This is a genomic window from Mesotoga sp. Brook.08.YT.4.2.5.2., from assembly GCF_003351125.1.
Classification (GTDB): Bacteria; Thermotogota; Thermotogae; order Petrotogales; family Kosmotogaceae; genus Mesotoga.
On the sequence record NZ_JPGZ01000037.1, the window covers coordinates 1 to 16,629 of the forward strand.

Below are 16,629 nucleotides of genomic sequence, written 5' to 3' on the forward strand. Positions count from 1 at the left end.
GCAGAAAGGTGAGGAATGTGGAATAAGGGCCCTTGCTATTGCGGTTCTTTGCTGCTGACCTCCCGACATGTTTGGAGCTAGATTATTCCTAACCTTGCTGATTTCAACGACATCCATTAGTTCCTTCGCCCTTTCCATAATTTCCTTCGAGGGTTTAAGACCTTTAATTCTGTAAGGAAGAATTACGTTTTCGAAAGCAGTGAACTCGGGAAGCAGATAATGAAACTGGAATATGAATCCAATAGTCTCATTTCTAACACTTGCGAGTTCATTCTTGTTCATTTTGTTTGTCTGTTTCCCTGCGATTTTTATTTCACCGCTCGTGGGTTGATCTAAAGTGCCCATAATGTTCATGAGTGTAGATTTTCCGCTTCCAGACTGTCCGACTATCGAAAGAAACGATGAGTCTTCGATTTCAAGATCCACACCGTGAAGAACTTCTGTCTTCACAACCGTTCCGTAAACCTTTTTTATATCCTTAAGCTCGATTATGTTAGCCATTTCGTATCACCTCAACAGGGCTGAGTTTGGAGGATCTCCTGGCTGGGACCATTGCGGCAATAGTTGAAGCGCCAATGGCAATGAGCGCGGACAACATTACAAACCCATAACTCAGAGAGATTCTGATGATCGGTTCTCCGTCAGTTCCTACGGCAAAAGTGGAGAACATAATTATAAGCAGGATTCCGAATGCAATTCCAACTACTGCTCCCACAATGCCGAGAGCGAGTCCCTGAAAGAGAAAAACGAAACTCGTCGTGGAATCCTTAAGTCCCATAGCTTTCAGGATTCCAATCTGCCTTGATTTCTGGACTACAGTTACTGCGAGCACGCTTGCTATTCCAAGGGAAACGGCTATGATTACGAACACCTGAATCATTATGCTTGAGACGCTCTGCCCATTCAGCCCGGAGAGGAGATCTTCGTTCTGAGATTTCCAGTCAGTGACAAGTAAAGCAGACCTCGAAAGACGTTCCAAAATGGCAGAGGCGTTTTCATCAGCTCTGAAGACATCGCTCACCTGCATCTCTATCGATGTGACTGCATCACCAAGTTTCCCAACTGACTGAGCGGTGCCAATCGTTGAGATCATCCAGTTTTTGTTAAGGCTTGCAATACCCAGATCGAAGACACCGACTACCTTCAGAATCTCAACTGCTCTATCCGGAGTGAAGATTGTGATTTCTTCTCCAAGGTTCACATCGAGCTCATCCTTAAGACCCTTGCCGATAATGATTTCTCCGTCTCCTTCAGGAAGGCTGCCATCAATGAGGCGACTATCCGTCTTGTAAATAACATGTGATTCGGGGAACTGCAGACCTCGGAGCAGAACAGATAAGGTTCTGTCGCCGCTGCTTATGAAGACAGGAACATCTGCGCTTGCAGAAAGAGCCGTCAGATCTGTTGGCAAATCAAGAGAAGCGATTTCCGAAATTATGCCTTGCCAGTCTTCTACTCTGTTGTTTTCCGATGAGGAGACAGTTATCTGCGAAGAGCTTCCGATTGTTGTATCCACCAGGTCTTTTTGGAGTCCCTGGATAAGCGAGCCTATGAATACCTGAACGGAAACGCCTATTGCAATTCCCATTACTATGAGAAGAGTTTGGGTCTTGCTGGAAGATAGAAAGCGCATCGCAATTGAAAAAGCCAATCTCATTTTACATCACCCTTCCCCAGAGCTAGAATCTCTCTTGGATCTTTCAGGAAAATATCTGCACCGACTTCCTTCCAGTAGTCGGGATTTTTTTCGAATGCATTTCCACCTACGACAACTCTCGATTTCCCACCGGCTTCTTTAATTCGCGAAATCATCCTTCGTGTGTTTATTAGGTTGTAGTAGTTTGAAACACTAATCGCAACGTACATTGGACTCAGCTTTTTCGCAGCCTCAAGGAAGGTGTCCAGCGGGGTATTTGCTCCGACGAATATGGAATTGTACCCAGCGATAGTGAAGATATCCGAAATCATTCTAGCTCCGATCTCATGATACTCTTCGGGCGGGCAGAGTACTGCCACTGTCCGATCATTCTTTTCTGATCCATTGTCTCTTCTTTTCTTCACAATATAAGGGAAGCAGCATTCCATTACCGTTCTGACAATAGAGCTCCTTATATGTTCGTTCCATATACACAATCTGTCGCTCACGTAGTCGCAATCCCAACTCCTCAATGCGGGTGCAAGAATATCCAGATACAAATCGATTACTTCAACATTGCCAGACTCAAGCGATTCTATGCACACCATCACTGCCCTCTCTTTATCTTGTGAGTCGAGAGCGCTTATAAAGTTGCTCTTGATATCGTTCAAGATGCCCTCCTTATTCTAGTGAATCAAGCATTTTCATATCCTCTCTGTCGAGGACAATCATGCCTGCTTCTAGATTTTCTCTCAGGTGTTCAAGCTTGGATGCCTTTGGTATGACCACCACACCATCTTTCCCCAGCAACCATGCAAGCATTACTTGCTGAACAGAGGCCGAGTATTTTTCAGAGAATCCAGTCAGAAGTTTCTCGGTTGAGGCTTTTAATGCGTTTCTCTTTAGCGGCGAGTATGCGGTTAGGGTAATGCCATGATCTTGGCAGTATGGTAGAAGCTCATTCATTGCTTGCCGGTCCTCTAGATTGAAGAGAACCTGATTGTTCACAATAGGTTCCTTTGAAATAGATACGGCCTTCTTAAGGAGCTGCGTGTCGAAATTAGAAACTCCGATATGCCTTATCCGTCCGTTCTTCACTTCTTCATTCATCGCCGAAAGAGTCTCTTCTAGCGGAACTTCAGGATTCGGCCAGTGAATAAGATACAGATCAATATAGTCTGTTCTCAGCCTCTTCAGTGTTCTTTCAAGGGCTTTGTGTAAGTCAACACTCCGCAAATGAGTGGGCCAGACCTTAGATGTGATAAACAATTCTTCTCTACTGAAAATCGAGACTGCCTCTCCAATTATTTCTTCGGTATGGCCACCACCATAGTATTCGGCAGTATCTATGTGCTTGTAACCCATTTCAATGGCTCTGGACAATGTGTCAATGTGTTCTCTGTCCCTCGTTTCATCAGGAACGTCTCTTCCTCCGATCTCCCATGTGCCTAGACCAATGGCGGGGATTTCTCCTTTGTTATCCTTCAGAGTTCTATATATCATTTAGATCACCCCCATTCCCTAAATTCTACATTAATATTTCGATAGTAGTAATCTGCCGATAAATCTAGAACTCCTCCTGGTTAATATAGGTAGACTGCCTTTGATGTATAATAAATGGAACGGGCTGATCACTTTGCAATAGTGGCTATGAACGGTCTTTCACAAACGGCTTTTCCAGAAATCAGGGTCTACATCTGGTACCTTCCTGTGTTAGTTATGAACAGAATCTAAGAAACCAGACGAAGGAGGGAGCGCCATGTACATTGTTTGCGATTTGAGGTACGCTGTTTCTGAAAGTAGATCCACAGAGGCTTTGAAGATGATACTTGAGACGCTCTCAAAAAAGTTACTTCTGGGAGCCCAAGGTGACACGCTCAACATGAGAGCCGAGACTGAAGATACAATTGAAGTTCAGATCATGGCTCTGAAAGGTTCCTGTTCCTTTGAAGAAGTGGTGCCAAGGATCAACGAGTACCTTTCACTGATCTCAAGAGCCCTAGAAACAAGTTTTCCAGATTACAGAGTAGTCAGTTCATACATCTACCCCGATGAAGAAGAGACACCTTACCTACTCTGTTGAAGTCATAAAAAGAGGGCCAAGAGCCCTCTTTTTCTTTAGAATCAAAACCTCTGTTCGGCATAATTGTATGGTTGACAAACCAAGCAGCGAAAAGTATAATTATATTGTAGCTAATAAGAATGATTATAAATATGGAGGTGCTTTATGGAGAAAAGGATTCCATTGATCGGAGAAGATTTCCCTGAGATGAAAGTCAAGACGACACATGGGGTAATGAACCTACCGGAAGCTCACAAGGGAAAATGGTTTGTTCTATTCAGTCATCCGGGGGACTTTACACCGGTTTGCACGACCGAATTCGTGGGCTTTCAGAGAAGATATGATAAGTTCAGAGAGTTAAACTGTGAACTCGTAGGTCTTAGCGTTGACCAAGTCTTCTCTCATATAAAGTGGACGGAGTGGATAGAAGAGAAGCTAGGTGTGAAAATCGAGTTCCCTATTATCGCGGACGAAATGGGCGAAGTAGGAATGACTCTTGGGCTTATTCATCCTGCAAAGGGAACGAATACTGTCAGGGCGGTCTTCATTGTTGATCCGAAGGGAAAGATCAGAGCTATCCTCTATTACCCGCAAGAGCTGGGAAGGAATATGGATGAGATTCTCAGAATGGTAAAGGGCTTTCAGGTTGCCGATAAGAATGGAGTGGCTATCCCGGCAGATTGGCCAAACAACGAGATCATTGGGGATCACGTAATCATTCCTCCCGCATCTGATGTCAAGACTGCTGAAGAGAGAAAGGGCAAGGAAGGTTGTTACGACTGGTGGTTCTGCCACAAAAGCTTATAGAGTAATTGATAGACTGTAAGCAGTTACTACTAATGGGATCGGCATTGGCCGATCCCATTTTTATAGCTTTATTATGCTTAGGATATCTTCAGTGAACTTCTATAATCGGTTTCCTCTGTAGATTGCATAAGATCTCTTGGTTCAAACCATACTCTTAGAGCTAGCTTCTTAGAGTTATTTCTATCTAATCGATGCTAGATTGACGAGAATGGCAGTGATGGATCCTGATACGGTGTATAGCCTCTTTGAACGAAAGAAGAAGTTTGGTATCATTATGGTGAAAAAAATTTCCTTCGGAGGTGGTTAAAATGAAAAAAATATTCTTTGTAGTATTTCTGGTATTGATGCTTTCGGTAACAATGACTGGAAAACTTGTTTACTGGCACACTCAGGAAGAAGAATCCAGACAGCAGATTATTGCTCAGTTGATCGAGTCGTTTACAATTGAAACCGGAGTAGAAGTTGATGTTGTGGCAATCGAGGAGAACGAGATGTTCTCGAAATTGGCTGCGGCTTCTGCGGCTGATACACTTCCAGACCTAATTGAAGCTGGTGCTGAAACTATTCTCGGCCTTGGAGCTGATGGTCTTCTGGATACTGTGATTCCAACAAGATTCATCAGAAATGCAGGGGATTTCTACACTGGTGCAACAAGATTTGTTATTACTCCGGCTGGGGATCAGTATTTTGCTATTCCTTATCACGGATGGGTTCAAGGAATTTGGTACAGAAGAGATTGGTTTGAAGAAGCGGGTCTTGCCGAACCAACAACTTGGGATGCGATTATGGAGGCGGCAAAGTATTTCCACGATCCTCAGAATGGAATGTATGGAATCGTACTTGGAAAGACCAACGATGCCTACGCGGAACAGGTCTTCACAATCTTTGCTTTGTCAAACGGAGCAAGGATTTTCGACAAGGACGGAAATGTAGTCATTAACTCTCCTGAGATGAGAGAGGTACTTCAGTTCTACAAGGACCTTGGCGCATATTCAGCTCCAGGACATACCTACTGGCAGCAGGCAAGAGAACTCTATCTTGCGGGTAGGACACCTATGATGTTCTACTCAACTTACGTCATGGATGACCTGGCTCTTGCCGAGATTCAGACTCAGTTCATAAGCGACTTTGATCCAGATCTTGTTAAGAACACTGAATTCGCTCCCATGATGACTAACAGCAGACCTTCCTCCTTTGGACAGGTCTTGTCGCTCGCGATCGTCAAGTCTTCCCAGAACAAGCTTGATGTTCTCAAACTTCTCGATTTCATGTTCGAGCCGGACAATTACATAAAGTACATACATATGGCTCCCGGTGGAATGCTTCCTACAAGAGCTTCCATAGCTGAAAGCGAAGAATTCCTGAACGATCCAAAGGGGATTTATAAGAGCTACGGCGCAGAAAAGATCAAGGCAATCATTTATGGTATGGAGAATATTGAGAAGTTCGGTTATGTAGAAGGAAGAGTCTTCCCCGAAATGGGAAAGATATCCGGAGCCTTCACTATAGGTAATGGCATAGTCATGATGTTCGATAACAACGCAACCCCAGATCAGGTTCTAACCTTCTGGAGAGAGGATATTAGAAAGCTTATAGGAAGATAAACGCCTGACATCGAAGGCCCCGGAGCCGGGGCCTTCCTTTTTTGGAGGTAGATCTTATGCAGCAAGCAGCCTCTTCCATATTGAAGAAGGAAAATAGTTTAGGTTGGAAACTTGTTTCGCCAACAGTAATCCTACTGATGATATTGATAATCTATCCGGTGGCGTATAACATATACATTTCGTTTTTCGACTACGGGATCACCAGTTCAACGTTCGTAGGATTAGAAAACTATATCCGAGTTTTCAAAGACGCCGCTTTCTGGAAGTCCTTCTTCATAACTGTTGGTTTCACTCTGATGACAGTTATTGGAAGTATATTGTTGGGTCTCGGAGTAGCGCTGATGATGAACAAGGAGTTCAAGGGGAGGGCGATAGTTAGGACGATCATTCTGCTTCCATACATTACCCCACTTATCTCGATAGTCTTTTCATGGAAGTACATATTTGATCCAAGCTACGGGCCTTTTATGCAGTTATTCAGTCAAAGTCTCGGATGGGTCTCTCCGCAACTTGATCTCCTAAACAACTCGAACAATGCATTCTTTGTGGCATCGATATTCAACATTTGGCGGAACTTCCCTTTTGTTTACCTGATGCTGCTTTCAAGACTTCAATCTATTCCCGATGAGTACTACGAGGCTGCAGAAATCGATGGAGCAACATCATGGAATAAGTTCACGAATATCACTCTACCGGAGATCTATTTCGTCATGGGTGCTGTCGCTCTCATGAGGGGTATCTGGAATTTCTATAAGTTTGACGAGGTTTATCTGATCAGCAAGAGAGCTGGCACTCTGCCTATCTTTATCTATGAAAGGGTTATCGGTACAACTTCGCCGGAGTACGGAGTGGCCGCGGCAATTGCAACAATCCTTATGGTAATTATGCTTGGGCTGATAACTACATACGTGAAGAAGGTGTTGAAATGGTAAGGAAGAAGACACCTTTCAGAAGAGTCATGTTTGCATTGGGGATCTCTTTAATCTGTTTTTTCATACTCATTCCGTTTTATTTCATGGTTCATGTATCTCTTAAGGCAGACTACGATCCGAACAAAATGACATTCTCAGATTTCACAATCAGAAACTATCTGGAGATATTTGGGCTTATTCAAAGTAGTGAGACAGAGTTTTTCGGCGATGAGATAATTAGGGCAAATCTTGAACCTGTATTGAAGAGGATAGATGAGTTGGAAGAGAGAACGGCCTCAATTGAAGTGTATACGCGGTATGTTCATGATGTACAGCTCAAGGCCAAGGAAAAAGAACTGAGAGATATCGTTGATCTTGTGATCGACTTCAGTGGAATTGATGTAACAGACAGGGAAGAGTTTATTGAAAACTCGCTCGTTCCAGGTACAGAGGAGGCTTCAATAATCGAGGAAAACATGAAAACCATATTCAGTGCAAATGATGTGAAACGGTTTACGGATTTGAGAGCCGAGGTTGACAATGCTCTCTCCGAGGAAGCGCTTGCTGCCGGTTTCGAAAAGGCAAAGGCTCAACTGGAATTATTCGAAGCGCAGAAGACAAAAATATTGGAAGAGAGAGCTAGTGAATTTCCCTTCTTGAAATACCTTAGAAACTCGCTGATATTCGCAGGGATTTCCGCTTTGATAAGCCTCTTCGTAGCGATTTTAGGAGCATATGCATTCTCGAGGTTGAGATTCAAGGGTAGGGGACTTGTTCAGCGTTCGGTTCTTTTCGTGTATCTGTTCGGTGGTACCGTAATAATGGTGCCGCTTTATCAGATGGCGGTGAAGCTTGGAATCCTTTCTACTCCATTTGGTACCGGAGTTTATCTGATCATGGTCTATGTTATTCAGACACTTCCGGTTTCTCTTTATATGTTGGGAAACTATTTCCGGACAATTCCGTTTTCAATAGAAGAAGCGGCGATTATCGATGGCTGTTCCAGAGTCCAGGCGATTTTCAAGATTGTTATTCCTCTTTCGCTTCCGGCAATAGTCACTGTATACATCTACGCATTCATGATTGGCTGGAATGAGTATCTATTCGCTTCGGCCTTCCTGGGGCTAAAATCATACAAAGATCTCTTCACTCTCCCGATCGGGCTGAATGCATTTTCCGGTTCCGCTCATGCAGTTTGGGGAAGGTTGATGTCGGCTTCCGTGGTTTCTGCAATACCAATCATCATAATTTTTACTCTTATGCAGAAGTATTTGACTAGTGGATTCACTGCCGGAGGAGTAAAAGAATAGGAGGTGTAAGAATGTCTGGATTGAATCATACTTCATACGATATTGTAGTAGGAATACCAAGTTTCAATAACGCAGGTACCATCAAATACGTTGTTGAAACGTCTGTCAGAGGACTTAATCAGTTCTTTCCATCTTTAAGATCCTGTATACTCAATTCCGATGGTGGATCAACAGATAATACTGAAGGGGCTTTCTTTTCAGCCTACAGTGACGGGGTGGATTTGCTGTCTTTCAAGTACCGGGGGATTTCCGGAAAGGGAAGTGCGATGAGGTCAATAATGGAAAAAGCAAGATCGCTGAATGCTAAGGTGGTTGTCTTTCTGGATTCTGATCTGAGAAGCGTCGAACCCTTTTGGATTGAAAGGCTTGTAAATCCAGTTCTCGAGAAGAACGCAGCGTACGTGACGCCTTACTATGTCCGACACAAGTACGATGGAACGATTACCAACAGCATCTGCTATCCGCTTACCACGGCTCTCTACGGGAGAAAATTGAGGCAGCCTATTGGTGGAGACTTTGGTGTCGGGAGAGAGATCATAGATTACTGCACATCTGTTCCAGACAACACATGGAACTCAGATGTTTCCAGATTTGGGATCGACATATGGATGACCACTTCGGCTGTGAATGAGGTCAAAGGGGAGATTTACCAGGCCGCTCTCGGTACCAAGATCCATGATGTCAAAGATCCCGGAAAGCAACTAGGGAGAATGTTCCGAGAGGTAGTAGGGACTCTCTTCTCCCTTATGCAGAAGTATGAAAGCAGATGGAAGCATGTGAAGGGATATACTGAATCACCAATTTACGGTGATGCGGTGGTGGGAGAGCCGGAACCGCTTGAAGTAGATCTAGGAAACATGATTTTGAAGTTCTATGAGGGCATAGAAAACCAGAAGAGTTTTGTCAAAGAGATTCTTGGCCCGGAGATTTTCGAAGGCTTGTTTCTTCTACGAAAGACCGATGCGATGATCGAAGACGATCTATGGGTTAGAATTGTTTACTCAATTGCATCTAGTTACAGAGATGAAGCGTTGAGAGAGAGACTTATAGAATTGCTTGTTCCGCTATATTTCGGCAGGGTTGCTTACTTCGTTTCGAAAACGGAATCACTGGTCCAGGAAGATGCAGAGAAAGAAACGGAAAAGCTCCTTGAGAAATTTGTGGAAACAAAGGGTGAGTTGATATCGATATGGGAGAAGAATTTGGGATAGTCGAGAAGCTTAGGGCGATGATCAAGGGACTAAACCCTGCAGAAAAGAAAGCGGCTAGATACATCATAGATTTTCCAGATGATGTCATTCATCACTCGATAAGTGAGCTCTCTGTTCTAGCAGGGACGAGTGAGACCACGATCTTCAGGCTGTCCAAAAAGCTGAATTTCAATGGCTACCAGGCATTCAAGATTCAGTTGGCCAGAGAGCTCTCAAGAGAGTCGCCGCCGATTTCGGCCGATAAAAACAAGTTGATCTCGGATTTGATTGACGCTCTTAATCAACAGAATCACTTAATAGATGATGAACAGCTAGATAGGATAGCAAAGCGAATGGTGAAAGCAAACAGAGTGATCTTCTTTGGAGTTGCATCAAGTGGTATAGTGGCAGAGTTTGGGGCAACTCTATTCATGAGAGCGGGTTTTTCGACCGCATTTTACACTGATCCTCATCTGCAGATAATGACCGCAGTTTCTCTCAACTGGGATGATATTGTCTTCGGTATTTCCGCAAGTGGGAACATAAGAGATACTGTCAAGTCTATTGAAGTAGCCTCGGATTCGGGGGCTTATACTGTAGCCATTACAGGTGGCATCGGATCGAGAATTGTCAGCGTTTCGAAAGAGACTATCTACGTGGCGCAAGGTGGTCATGAGACGGGGATACCGTTGCTTCAGCCTAGAGTGTGCCAGCTTGCTGTAATTCAACTTCTGTTGGAGAAATCTATTAAACTCAGAAATGGAACGATGCAGACTCTGGAGAAAGTAGACAGGACACTTGATAAGAAGAGATACTTATGACTCGAATATCAACGGAAGAATATCTCTATGAAGTCTATCATTGCGACAGTGAGTTCGTTTGCATGAATTTTAGAAATTGAGTCAATAATCACAATCAACGCGGAGTGCCACATGCAGGTCGTATCTTCCTCTCAGCCTCTCCAAAAACTATACTCTTGAGGAATCACCATCGAAGGCAAACCCCTTACTAAAAACGTTGGAACAGGCTTCTGCTACTTCGGTCCTGTACAGTGAACCGCAATTGGTAATAATCTCGCTCAGAGCATATTCTGTTCCGTACTTCTCTCTGTAAGGTCTGTAGAAGCTCATCGCGGCGACTACCTCGGATACAGCGATGATGCTGCCTTCAAGGCTGATCTCCGATCCCTTAAGGCCGTTAGGATAGCCTGACCCATCTACCCTCTCGTGGTGGTGAAGGATTGCATTAGAGACCTCTTCAGAAAGGGGACACCCTTGCTGATTTCGAATCCCGTACTGGGATGTTCTCTAAGAAGAACCTTCTCAAAACTGTGTAAGGGGCCTGGTCTGCTAATCATGTCGAGAAACAGCGAAGTCATTCCTATGTCGTGGATTTTTCCTGCCATTTCGAGACAAGCCTTTGTGAAAGAATCAAGGCTCATTTCATCTGCTATGGCTATCGCAAGATCTGAGACGTTCTTCTCATGATTCTCAACATAGATACTCTTGATCCTGAACAGCCGTAACAAAGAGTCTGCAGTACCCCTGCAGATATCTAGACGGCTTGCCCCACCAAATTCAACAGATTTTCGGGACAAGGAATAGTAATCTTCATTCACTGAAAACTCCCCCGTTCGATGAACATATGGATGGAGCCTGGAAATTTCGAGAACACTTTTTTGGTCCATTCTAGAAGGGTTGTATAAACAGTTTGCAATAATGGGCAATTTCTCAATCAAATCATTAACCGCTGCTTCATAGCGAATCATCTTGCAGAGTGGAATCGCCGAGTCCAAAAGGGCAGTACCTTCCCCCGCTACGCAGAGACCATTGAACCCCTCTTCAAGAGCTTTTAGAGCGAAATCTTCAAGAAACTTGACCTGTCTCTCCGGATCGAAAGACCCGTTACTAAGGTACGCACGACGCGGATCTATTATCTCTATTGCTTTTTCACGAACCAAACCCTCCACGGTATGCTTTCGACTGAGAATCACGCTCCTCAGAGAGGCGACATCTTTCTCTGGCATCAAGTACAAGAGCTTATAGTTATTCGAAAGGCCCGCAATCAAAAAGGAACCGATCGCACTTTCAAAATCGTGATTCGATTCATAGAGAGTAATCCCATGCATCCGTGACTCCATATGGCAACAGCTCCAAAATCCGTTATGAATTTACAAGAGAATTGTGCTTTCCGAATTATAGCACGGACCCTGAGTTCGTCCCAAATACGATATCCTGTCTTTCGAGACAGTCTGTCTTATTCAATCTTTAGGTTTTTCCTAAATGTACTGCTGGGTGTCTCTACATGTTCTTTGGAAAGGCGATAGTAGCTGTAGTTCCCATCATGTATCTCGACCTAACATCTATTGTACCGTTTATGAGGTTAAGTGCATGTTTGACGAGCGAGAGCCCCAGTCCAAGCCCTGATGATCCGGAAGTCCTTGCGTTGCTTGCGCGATAGAATCTCTCGAAAATCCTCGGCAGCTCTTCGCTCTTTATTCCTATGCCGTTGTCTTTAACAGACACATATACCTTTGATCCATTCTCACGAGAACTCACTTCTATCGTGTTTCCTACGCTAGAATACTTTACCGCATTAGAGATGAGATTAGATATGACTCTGAAGAGGAGCATGGAATCCACCGCAGCGTATATGTTTTGAGATACATCAGTGATAATCTTAAGTTTCTTTCGACTCCACTTGCCTTCGAGGTCAAATACAGCTTCGTCTACCAATTCTCTAAGATTAACCGTTTCGATTTTCACCCTATAGTTCTGTAATTCAAGATTCGACAGAATACCGAGCTCCTCGACAAGTCTAGAAAGCCTGTTCGTCGACCTTGCAATCCTATCAATCGTTTCCGATACTTCAGCTGGTAGCTCTTTGTTCTTCTCAATCAGTAGCTGTACATATCCGTTAATAACTGCCAAAGGTGTCGAAAACTCGTGAACAATAGAATTTACAAAGTCCATCTTGGCACTCTCAAACAACTTTTCACTTGTTATATTTCTGGCAATCACGTAAGGCGGTGAGACTTTGATCTTCAAATAGTGGGTTGTCTCGTCTTTAACAAATACCGTATCTGTACAGTAATGAGATCCAGAGATGAAGCTGTCTACTATGTTCGAAATCCCCTGAACATGAAGAGCATCGGGAAGAGCCGATCCCTCGATTTCGCCTAGTAACTTTTTGGCCGATAAGTTCGCATACGATATAACCAGGCCTTCATCGACCATTAGGATTCCTTCACTGAGTTCGTTGAGCAATGATTCGTTCACTTCTGATCCCCTAGTGCAAATTTGTAGCCCACTCCCCTTACTGTCCGAATGAACCCTTCTCCGATTTTTTCTCTTAGTTTGCTGATGTGTACGTCTACAGTTCTAAAGTCTCCGAAGAAATCAATCCCCCACACCTTATCCAGCAGCTCTTCTCGTGTGAAAACCCTCCCGGGATTCTCCGCTAGCAACTTTAGCAACTCGAATTCACGTCTGGTGAGTTCTTCGGTCCTGCCGTTCTTGGTAACGGTGTACGATTTCAGGTTCACAATGGCCTCGCCTATTGCAAGATTCTCGTCCAATGTGCCGGATAGCTCGCTTCTCCTCATTACGGCCTTTATTCTCGCTACGAGAGCCCGCGGATTAAAAGGCTTTGTGACATAGTCATCGGCACCTAGTTCCAATCCGAGTATCATGTCAAGGTCCGATTTCCTTGCAGTCAAGAAGATTATAGGAATTCTTGGATGCTTAATCCTGATCTTCTTCACAAGATCAAGACCGTTTGCATCGGGCAGCATAATGTCAAGTAATATTACGTCTGGTCTTCCTGCCCGAAGAGCTGCCCAGAGTTCCTCTGCACTTGCGGCTGTGAAAGTCTCCATACTCTCGCTTTCGCAAGCTGTCCTAACAATGTTCAGAATATCGATGTCATCGTCTACAATCAATACCTTCAACGTCGCATTTCCTCCTTAAGACTCTCACCCTTTTTTATGTAGTAGATCTCTTCAGCGATATTCGTTGCATGGTCTCCGGCTCTTTCCAGAAATCTTGATACTAGCAACAGGTCAAGAAGCTGACCAATTGCGCCGGAGTCAGACATGCTTATCAGCTTGTCTCTCACTTCCCTCTTGATGTAAAGATAGTATTCGTCAACCTTACTGTCTTCAGTCCAAACTCCCTTGGCAGCTTCCGTATCCTTGTCGTAATAAGCGTCAATTACCTCTTCCAGCATCTTTTCTACCACGGCAGTCATCTTCTTTATGTGAATGAGGGGCTTGACCAGAGTCTGGTTCTCGTACCTAACTGCAACTTCAGCAATATTTACAGCAAGATCGCCTATCCTTTCTAGATCAGTAGCCAATTTCATCATCGTCAGAACATACCTGAGGTCTTCTGCCAGAGGTTGAAATCGGCCAATGTAATTGCAGATTTCCGTATCCATTTTTCTCTGCAAGTCATCAATAACTTCATCGTTTTCGATAACAGTTCTTGCAAGGTCGCCATCAAGTCTATCCAGCGCATCGATGGCTTTCTGAATACTGGATCTTACGTTCTCCATCATGTCAGAAAGCATTGATTTGAGCCTGTTAAATCCCGCTTCAAGATGTCTTTGTCTTTCTGGTGTCATCAGAACCAACTCCCGTCAACTAAAGATTCCTCTCAGATAGTCGCTTGTCCTTTGATCCTTGGGATTTGAGGTAATCTTTTCCGTCGTATCAAACTCCACTAACTCTCCAACATAAAAGAACATAACATAATCCGAGATCCTCAGCGCCTGCTGCAAATTGTGGGTTACTATAACAATAGTATACTTCTCAGAGAGTTCTTCTATTAACGTTTCTATTCTCTGAGTAGCAATAGGGTCAAGAGCGCTTGTCGGTTCGTCCAACAAAAGGACGTCGGGTTCTACAGAAAGAGCCCTTGCTATGCAGAGTCTTTGCTGCTGACCTCCCGACAGATTTGCTGCATTCTTCTTCAGTTCATCTTTGACTTCGTCCCATAGAGCAGCTTGCTTTAGTGATTTCTCGGTTATTTCACGCAGAACTTGGCGGTTCCTAATGCCATGAATTCTTGGGCCGTAAGTGACGTTTTCCTGTATTGTCTTCGGAAAGGGATTTGGCTTCTGAAATACCATTCCGATATGTTTCCTGAGTAATACAGGATCCATATCTAGAATCTCATCGCCTAAGAGCTTGACAGAACCGGTATGCCTGTATGAAGGAATTAAGTCGTTCATTCGGTTTAGAACTCTCAGAAAGGTCGATTTCCCACAACCTGACGGACCTACTACTGCAGTTACCTTTCTCTGAGGTATATCACAGGTAACTTCTTTAAGAGCATGCTTCTCGCCATAGAAGACATTTAGGTTTTTTATTTTGAATATTGGTTCAGTCATCTCATCCCTCCATCTTCCGAGATTCCCTTCTTCTCCTGATTGCAACCGACATGAACAGCGCCACCACGATGATCAAGAGAACTGATACGCTTCCCTCCAACTTCGGAGTTACATTGTCAGGATAAATCGCAGATAAAACAAATATATGTGTAGGCAGAGCCATCGCTGGTTCAAAAGGACTTGAAGGATTTCTAGTTATATAGAAGGCAGCTCCCGTGAAAAGCAACGGTGCGGTCTCACCAATTATTCTTCCAATTGCGATGATTACTCCGGTAAGTATTCTTGAAGAGGATGCAGGTATAACAATTTTGAAGGTTGTTTCGGCTTTATTGGCGCCCAAGGCCATCGATGCTTCTCTGTATGACTTCGGGACCGCTACAAGACTTTCATGAGTATTGGAGATTATATACGGAAGTGACATAATTCCGAGTGTCAGGCCTCCTGCAATGAGTGAAGTTCCGAATCCAAAGGTGATCGAGAAAAGCGACAAGCCGAACATTCCGAAGACGACGGAAGGTATTCCGGCAAGAATGTTGTTTGCTGTCAACACTAGGCGCTGCAGACGATTCTCCTTACTATACTCACTGAGATATACTGCTGCGAGTATCCCAACAGGTACCGAGAAAAGAAGAGCTATCGACAGGAAATAAACAGTCCCCAGTATTGAAGGCCAGATTCCGCCTTCGGTCATTGAGTTTCTTGGAAATGAAGTCAGAAACTCCAGGTTTATATCATCTAGACCAGACAGTATTAGGAATCCTACGATTAAAAGAATTATGGTCACCAGAAGATAGGATATGATTCCGAAAACTATCTTCGCAATTCTATCTATTATCATCTTCTCATTCCTCTCTTTAAGCGCATTGCCGTAACTGTGAAGATAAGAGATATCATCAGAAGGACTACTCCTATCATGAAGAGGGCGAAGTAATGAGTACTTGCTAGCTCCACTTCTCCCATTTCACCTGCTATTGCAGCTGTTAGGGGTCTTACAGGATCGAAGATTGATTGTGGAATCATGGTTGCCCCCCCAGCAATCATCAAGACAACCATTGTCTCTCCAATTATTCTATTCGTTCCAAGAATGATTGCGTTGAGAATTCCGCTTCTGGCCTGGGGAATGAGCACCCTGAAAAGAGTTGAGGTCATATTGGCGCCGAGTGCCAGTGAGGCTTCTTTCTGATCCACTGGGACGGCTTTCAACGCATCTTCTATCAGAGTTACGAAATAAGGTATTGCAAGAACAGAAAGCATCAAAGAGGCATTCAAAATATTCAGTCCGGTCCACACTTTCATCGGGAATAGGTCCATCAACCATTTGGAAATATATTTGAGACCAAAACTTCCCAGTACTACTGAAGGTATTCCCGCCGTAAGTTCAAATACATACTTCAGGAAATCGTGTGTCTTCCTATTTCCGAACTCCGCAAGGAAAATAGCGGATATGAACCCCAACGGGATAGAGATAAGCAATGTAAGCCCGGTGACTGCAAGCGTTCCGGATAAGAGAGCGAGGATGCCGAATTCGGCATCCTCGTACGTTGGGTACCAGCGAGTGCTGAGAAAGAACTCTCTCAAAGATATCTTTCCAAAGACTCTGACTCCATCAGATATCAGAAAGAAGAATATTCCGAACAGAATAACCATTGTCAGTAGGGCAGCGCCCGTTACCAACACTCTTGAGAAAAGGTCAATTCTCTTCCTACTCAACTCGCTTC

The 16,629-nt window shown here is 44.0% G+C and carries 19 protein-coding genes; 7 read left to right on the top strand and 12 right to left on the bottom strand.

All coding sequences use genetic code 11. From position 1 onward, the window contains the following. The 4 genes from Q502_RS09955 to Q502_RS09970 form a co-directional block, all read right to left on the bottom strand. A partial coding sequence (locus tag Q502_RS09955) for an ABC transporter ATP-binding protein (RefSeq protein WP_114794153.1) occupies window positions 1–501 on the bottom strand: 501 nt, incomplete at its 3' end. Beyond that, complete coding sequence (locus Q502_RS09960; protein ID WP_099829796.1) at window positions 494–1,657, bottom strand: ABC transporter permease; 1,164 nt, start codon at window positions 1,655–1,657, stop codon at window positions 494–496. The genes Q502_RS09955 and Q502_RS09960, both read right to left, overlap by 8 nt. Further along, window positions 1,654–2,307, bottom strand: coding sequence for a B12-binding domain-containing protein (locus Q502_RS09965; RefSeq protein ID WP_099829797.1), 654 nt, complete (start codon window positions 2,305–2,307; stop codon window positions 1,654–1,656). Before Q502_RS09965 ends, Q502_RS09960 begins: the two co-directional genes overlap by 4 nt. A gap of 10 nt (window positions 2,308–2,317) precedes the next feature. Continuing rightward, the gene (locus tag Q502_RS09970) at window positions 2,318–3,139 is read right to left on the bottom strand and encodes an aldo/keto reductase (RefSeq protein WP_099829798.1); all 822 of its coding nucleotides are present in this window, start codon (window positions 3,137–3,139) and stop codon (window positions 2,318–2,320) included. A gap of 256 nt (window positions 3,140–3,395) precedes the next feature. Here Q502_RS09970 and Q502_RS09975 point away from each other — a divergent pair, with 256 nt between their 5' ends. From Q502_RS09975 to Q502_RS10005, 7 genes are all read left to right on the top strand, one after another. Beyond that, the gene (locus Q502_RS09975) at window positions 3,396–3,719 is read left to right on the top strand and encodes a hypothetical protein (RefSeq protein WP_099829799.1); all 324 of its coding nucleotides are present in this window, start codon (window positions 3,396–3,398) and stop codon (window positions 3,717–3,719) included. Between the two features lie 144 nt (window positions 3,720–3,863). Continuing rightward, window positions 3,864–4,505 carry a peroxiredoxin gene (locus tag Q502_RS09980; RefSeq protein WP_099829800.1) on the top strand — a complete coding sequence of 214 codons (642 nt, stop codon included), beginning with the start codon at window positions 3,864–3,866 and terminating at the stop codon, window positions 4,503–4,505. A gap of 308 nt (window positions 4,506–4,813) precedes the next feature. Continuing rightward, complete coding sequence (locus Q502_RS09985; RefSeq protein WP_102818814.1) at window positions 4,814–6,109, top strand: ABC transporter substrate-binding protein; 1,296 nt, start codon at window positions 4,814–4,816, stop codon at window positions 6,107–6,109. Between the two features lie 56 nt (window positions 6,110–6,165). Next, a complete protein-coding gene (locus Q502_RS09990; protein ID WP_099829802.1) occupies window positions 6,166–7,041 on the top strand; it encodes a carbohydrate ABC transporter permease in 876 nt (291 codons plus the stop codon). Next, window positions 7,035–8,330: a carbohydrate ABC transporter permease gene (locus Q502_RS09995; RefSeq protein WP_099829803.1), complete on the top strand. Its 1,296-nt coding sequence runs from the start codon at window positions 7,035–7,037 to the stop codon at window positions 8,328–8,330. The genes Q502_RS09990 and Q502_RS09995 overlap by 7 nt, the downstream gene beginning before the upstream one ends. Window positions 8,331–8,341: 11 nt before the next feature. After that, window positions 8,342–9,541: a glycosyltransferase gene (locus Q502_RS10000; protein WP_099829804.1), complete on the top strand. Its 1,200-nt coding sequence runs from the start codon at window positions 8,342–8,344 to the stop codon at window positions 9,539–9,541. After that, on the top strand, window positions 9,520–10,341 hold the full coding sequence (locus tag Q502_RS10005; RefSeq protein ID WP_099829805.1) for a MurR/RpiR family transcriptional regulator: 822 nt from the start codon (window positions 9,520–9,522) through the stop codon (window positions 10,339–10,341). The genes Q502_RS10000 and Q502_RS10005 overlap by 22 nt, the downstream gene beginning before the upstream one ends. 147 nt (window positions 10,342–10,488) lie before the next feature. Here Q502_RS10005 and Q502_RS15100 read toward each other — a convergent pair whose 3' ends face one another. The 8 genes from Q502_RS15100 to pstC form a co-directional block, all read right to left on the bottom strand. Beyond that, window positions 10,489–10,809, bottom strand: coding sequence for an HD domain-containing phosphohydrolase (locus tag Q502_RS15100; RefSeq protein WP_347708253.1), 321 nt, complete (start codon window positions 10,807–10,809; stop codon window positions 10,489–10,491). Next, entirely contained in the window at window positions 10,737–11,648 is a 912-nt protein-coding gene (locus tag Q502_RS10010; RefSeq protein ID WP_258394235.1) for an MEDS domain-containing protein, read from the bottom strand. The genes Q502_RS15100 and Q502_RS10010 overlap by 73 nt, the downstream gene beginning before the upstream one ends. Window positions 11,649–11,820: 172 nt before the next feature. Continuing rightward, window positions 11,821–12,798: an ATP-binding protein gene (locus tag Q502_RS10015; RefSeq protein ID WP_099829806.1), complete on the bottom strand. Its 978-nt coding sequence runs from the start codon at window positions 12,796–12,798 to the stop codon at window positions 11,821–11,823. After that, entirely contained in the window at window positions 12,795–13,469 is a 675-nt protein-coding gene (locus Q502_RS10020; protein WP_099829807.1) for a response regulator transcription factor, read from the bottom strand. Before Q502_RS10020 ends, Q502_RS10015 begins: the two co-directional genes overlap by 4 nt. Next, window positions 13,466–14,143: a phosphate signaling complex protein PhoU gene (gene phoU / locus Q502_RS10025; protein ID WP_099829808.1), complete on the bottom strand. Its 678-nt coding sequence runs from the start codon at window positions 14,141–14,143 to the stop codon at window positions 13,466–13,468. Before phoU ends, Q502_RS10020 begins: the two co-directional genes overlap by 4 nt. Before the next feature lie 15 nt (window positions 14,144–14,158). Further along, a complete protein-coding gene (gene pstB / locus Q502_RS10030; protein WP_099829809.1) occupies window positions 14,159–14,911 on the bottom strand; it encodes a phosphate ABC transporter ATP-binding protein PstB in 753 nt (250 codons plus the stop codon). Between the two features lies 1 nt (window position 14,912). Then, window positions 14,913–15,749, bottom strand: coding sequence for a phosphate ABC transporter permease PstA (pstA, locus tag Q502_RS10035; protein ID WP_099829810.1), 837 nt, complete (start codon window positions 15,747–15,749; stop codon window positions 14,913–14,915). Continuing rightward, complete coding sequence (pstC, locus tag Q502_RS10040) at window positions 15,746–16,621, bottom strand: phosphate ABC transporter permease subunit PstC (protein ID WP_099829811.1); 876 nt, start codon at window positions 16,619–16,621, stop codon at window positions 15,746–15,748. Before pstC ends, pstA begins: the two co-directional genes overlap by 4 nt. Window positions 16,622–16,629: the final 8 nt, after the last annotated feature.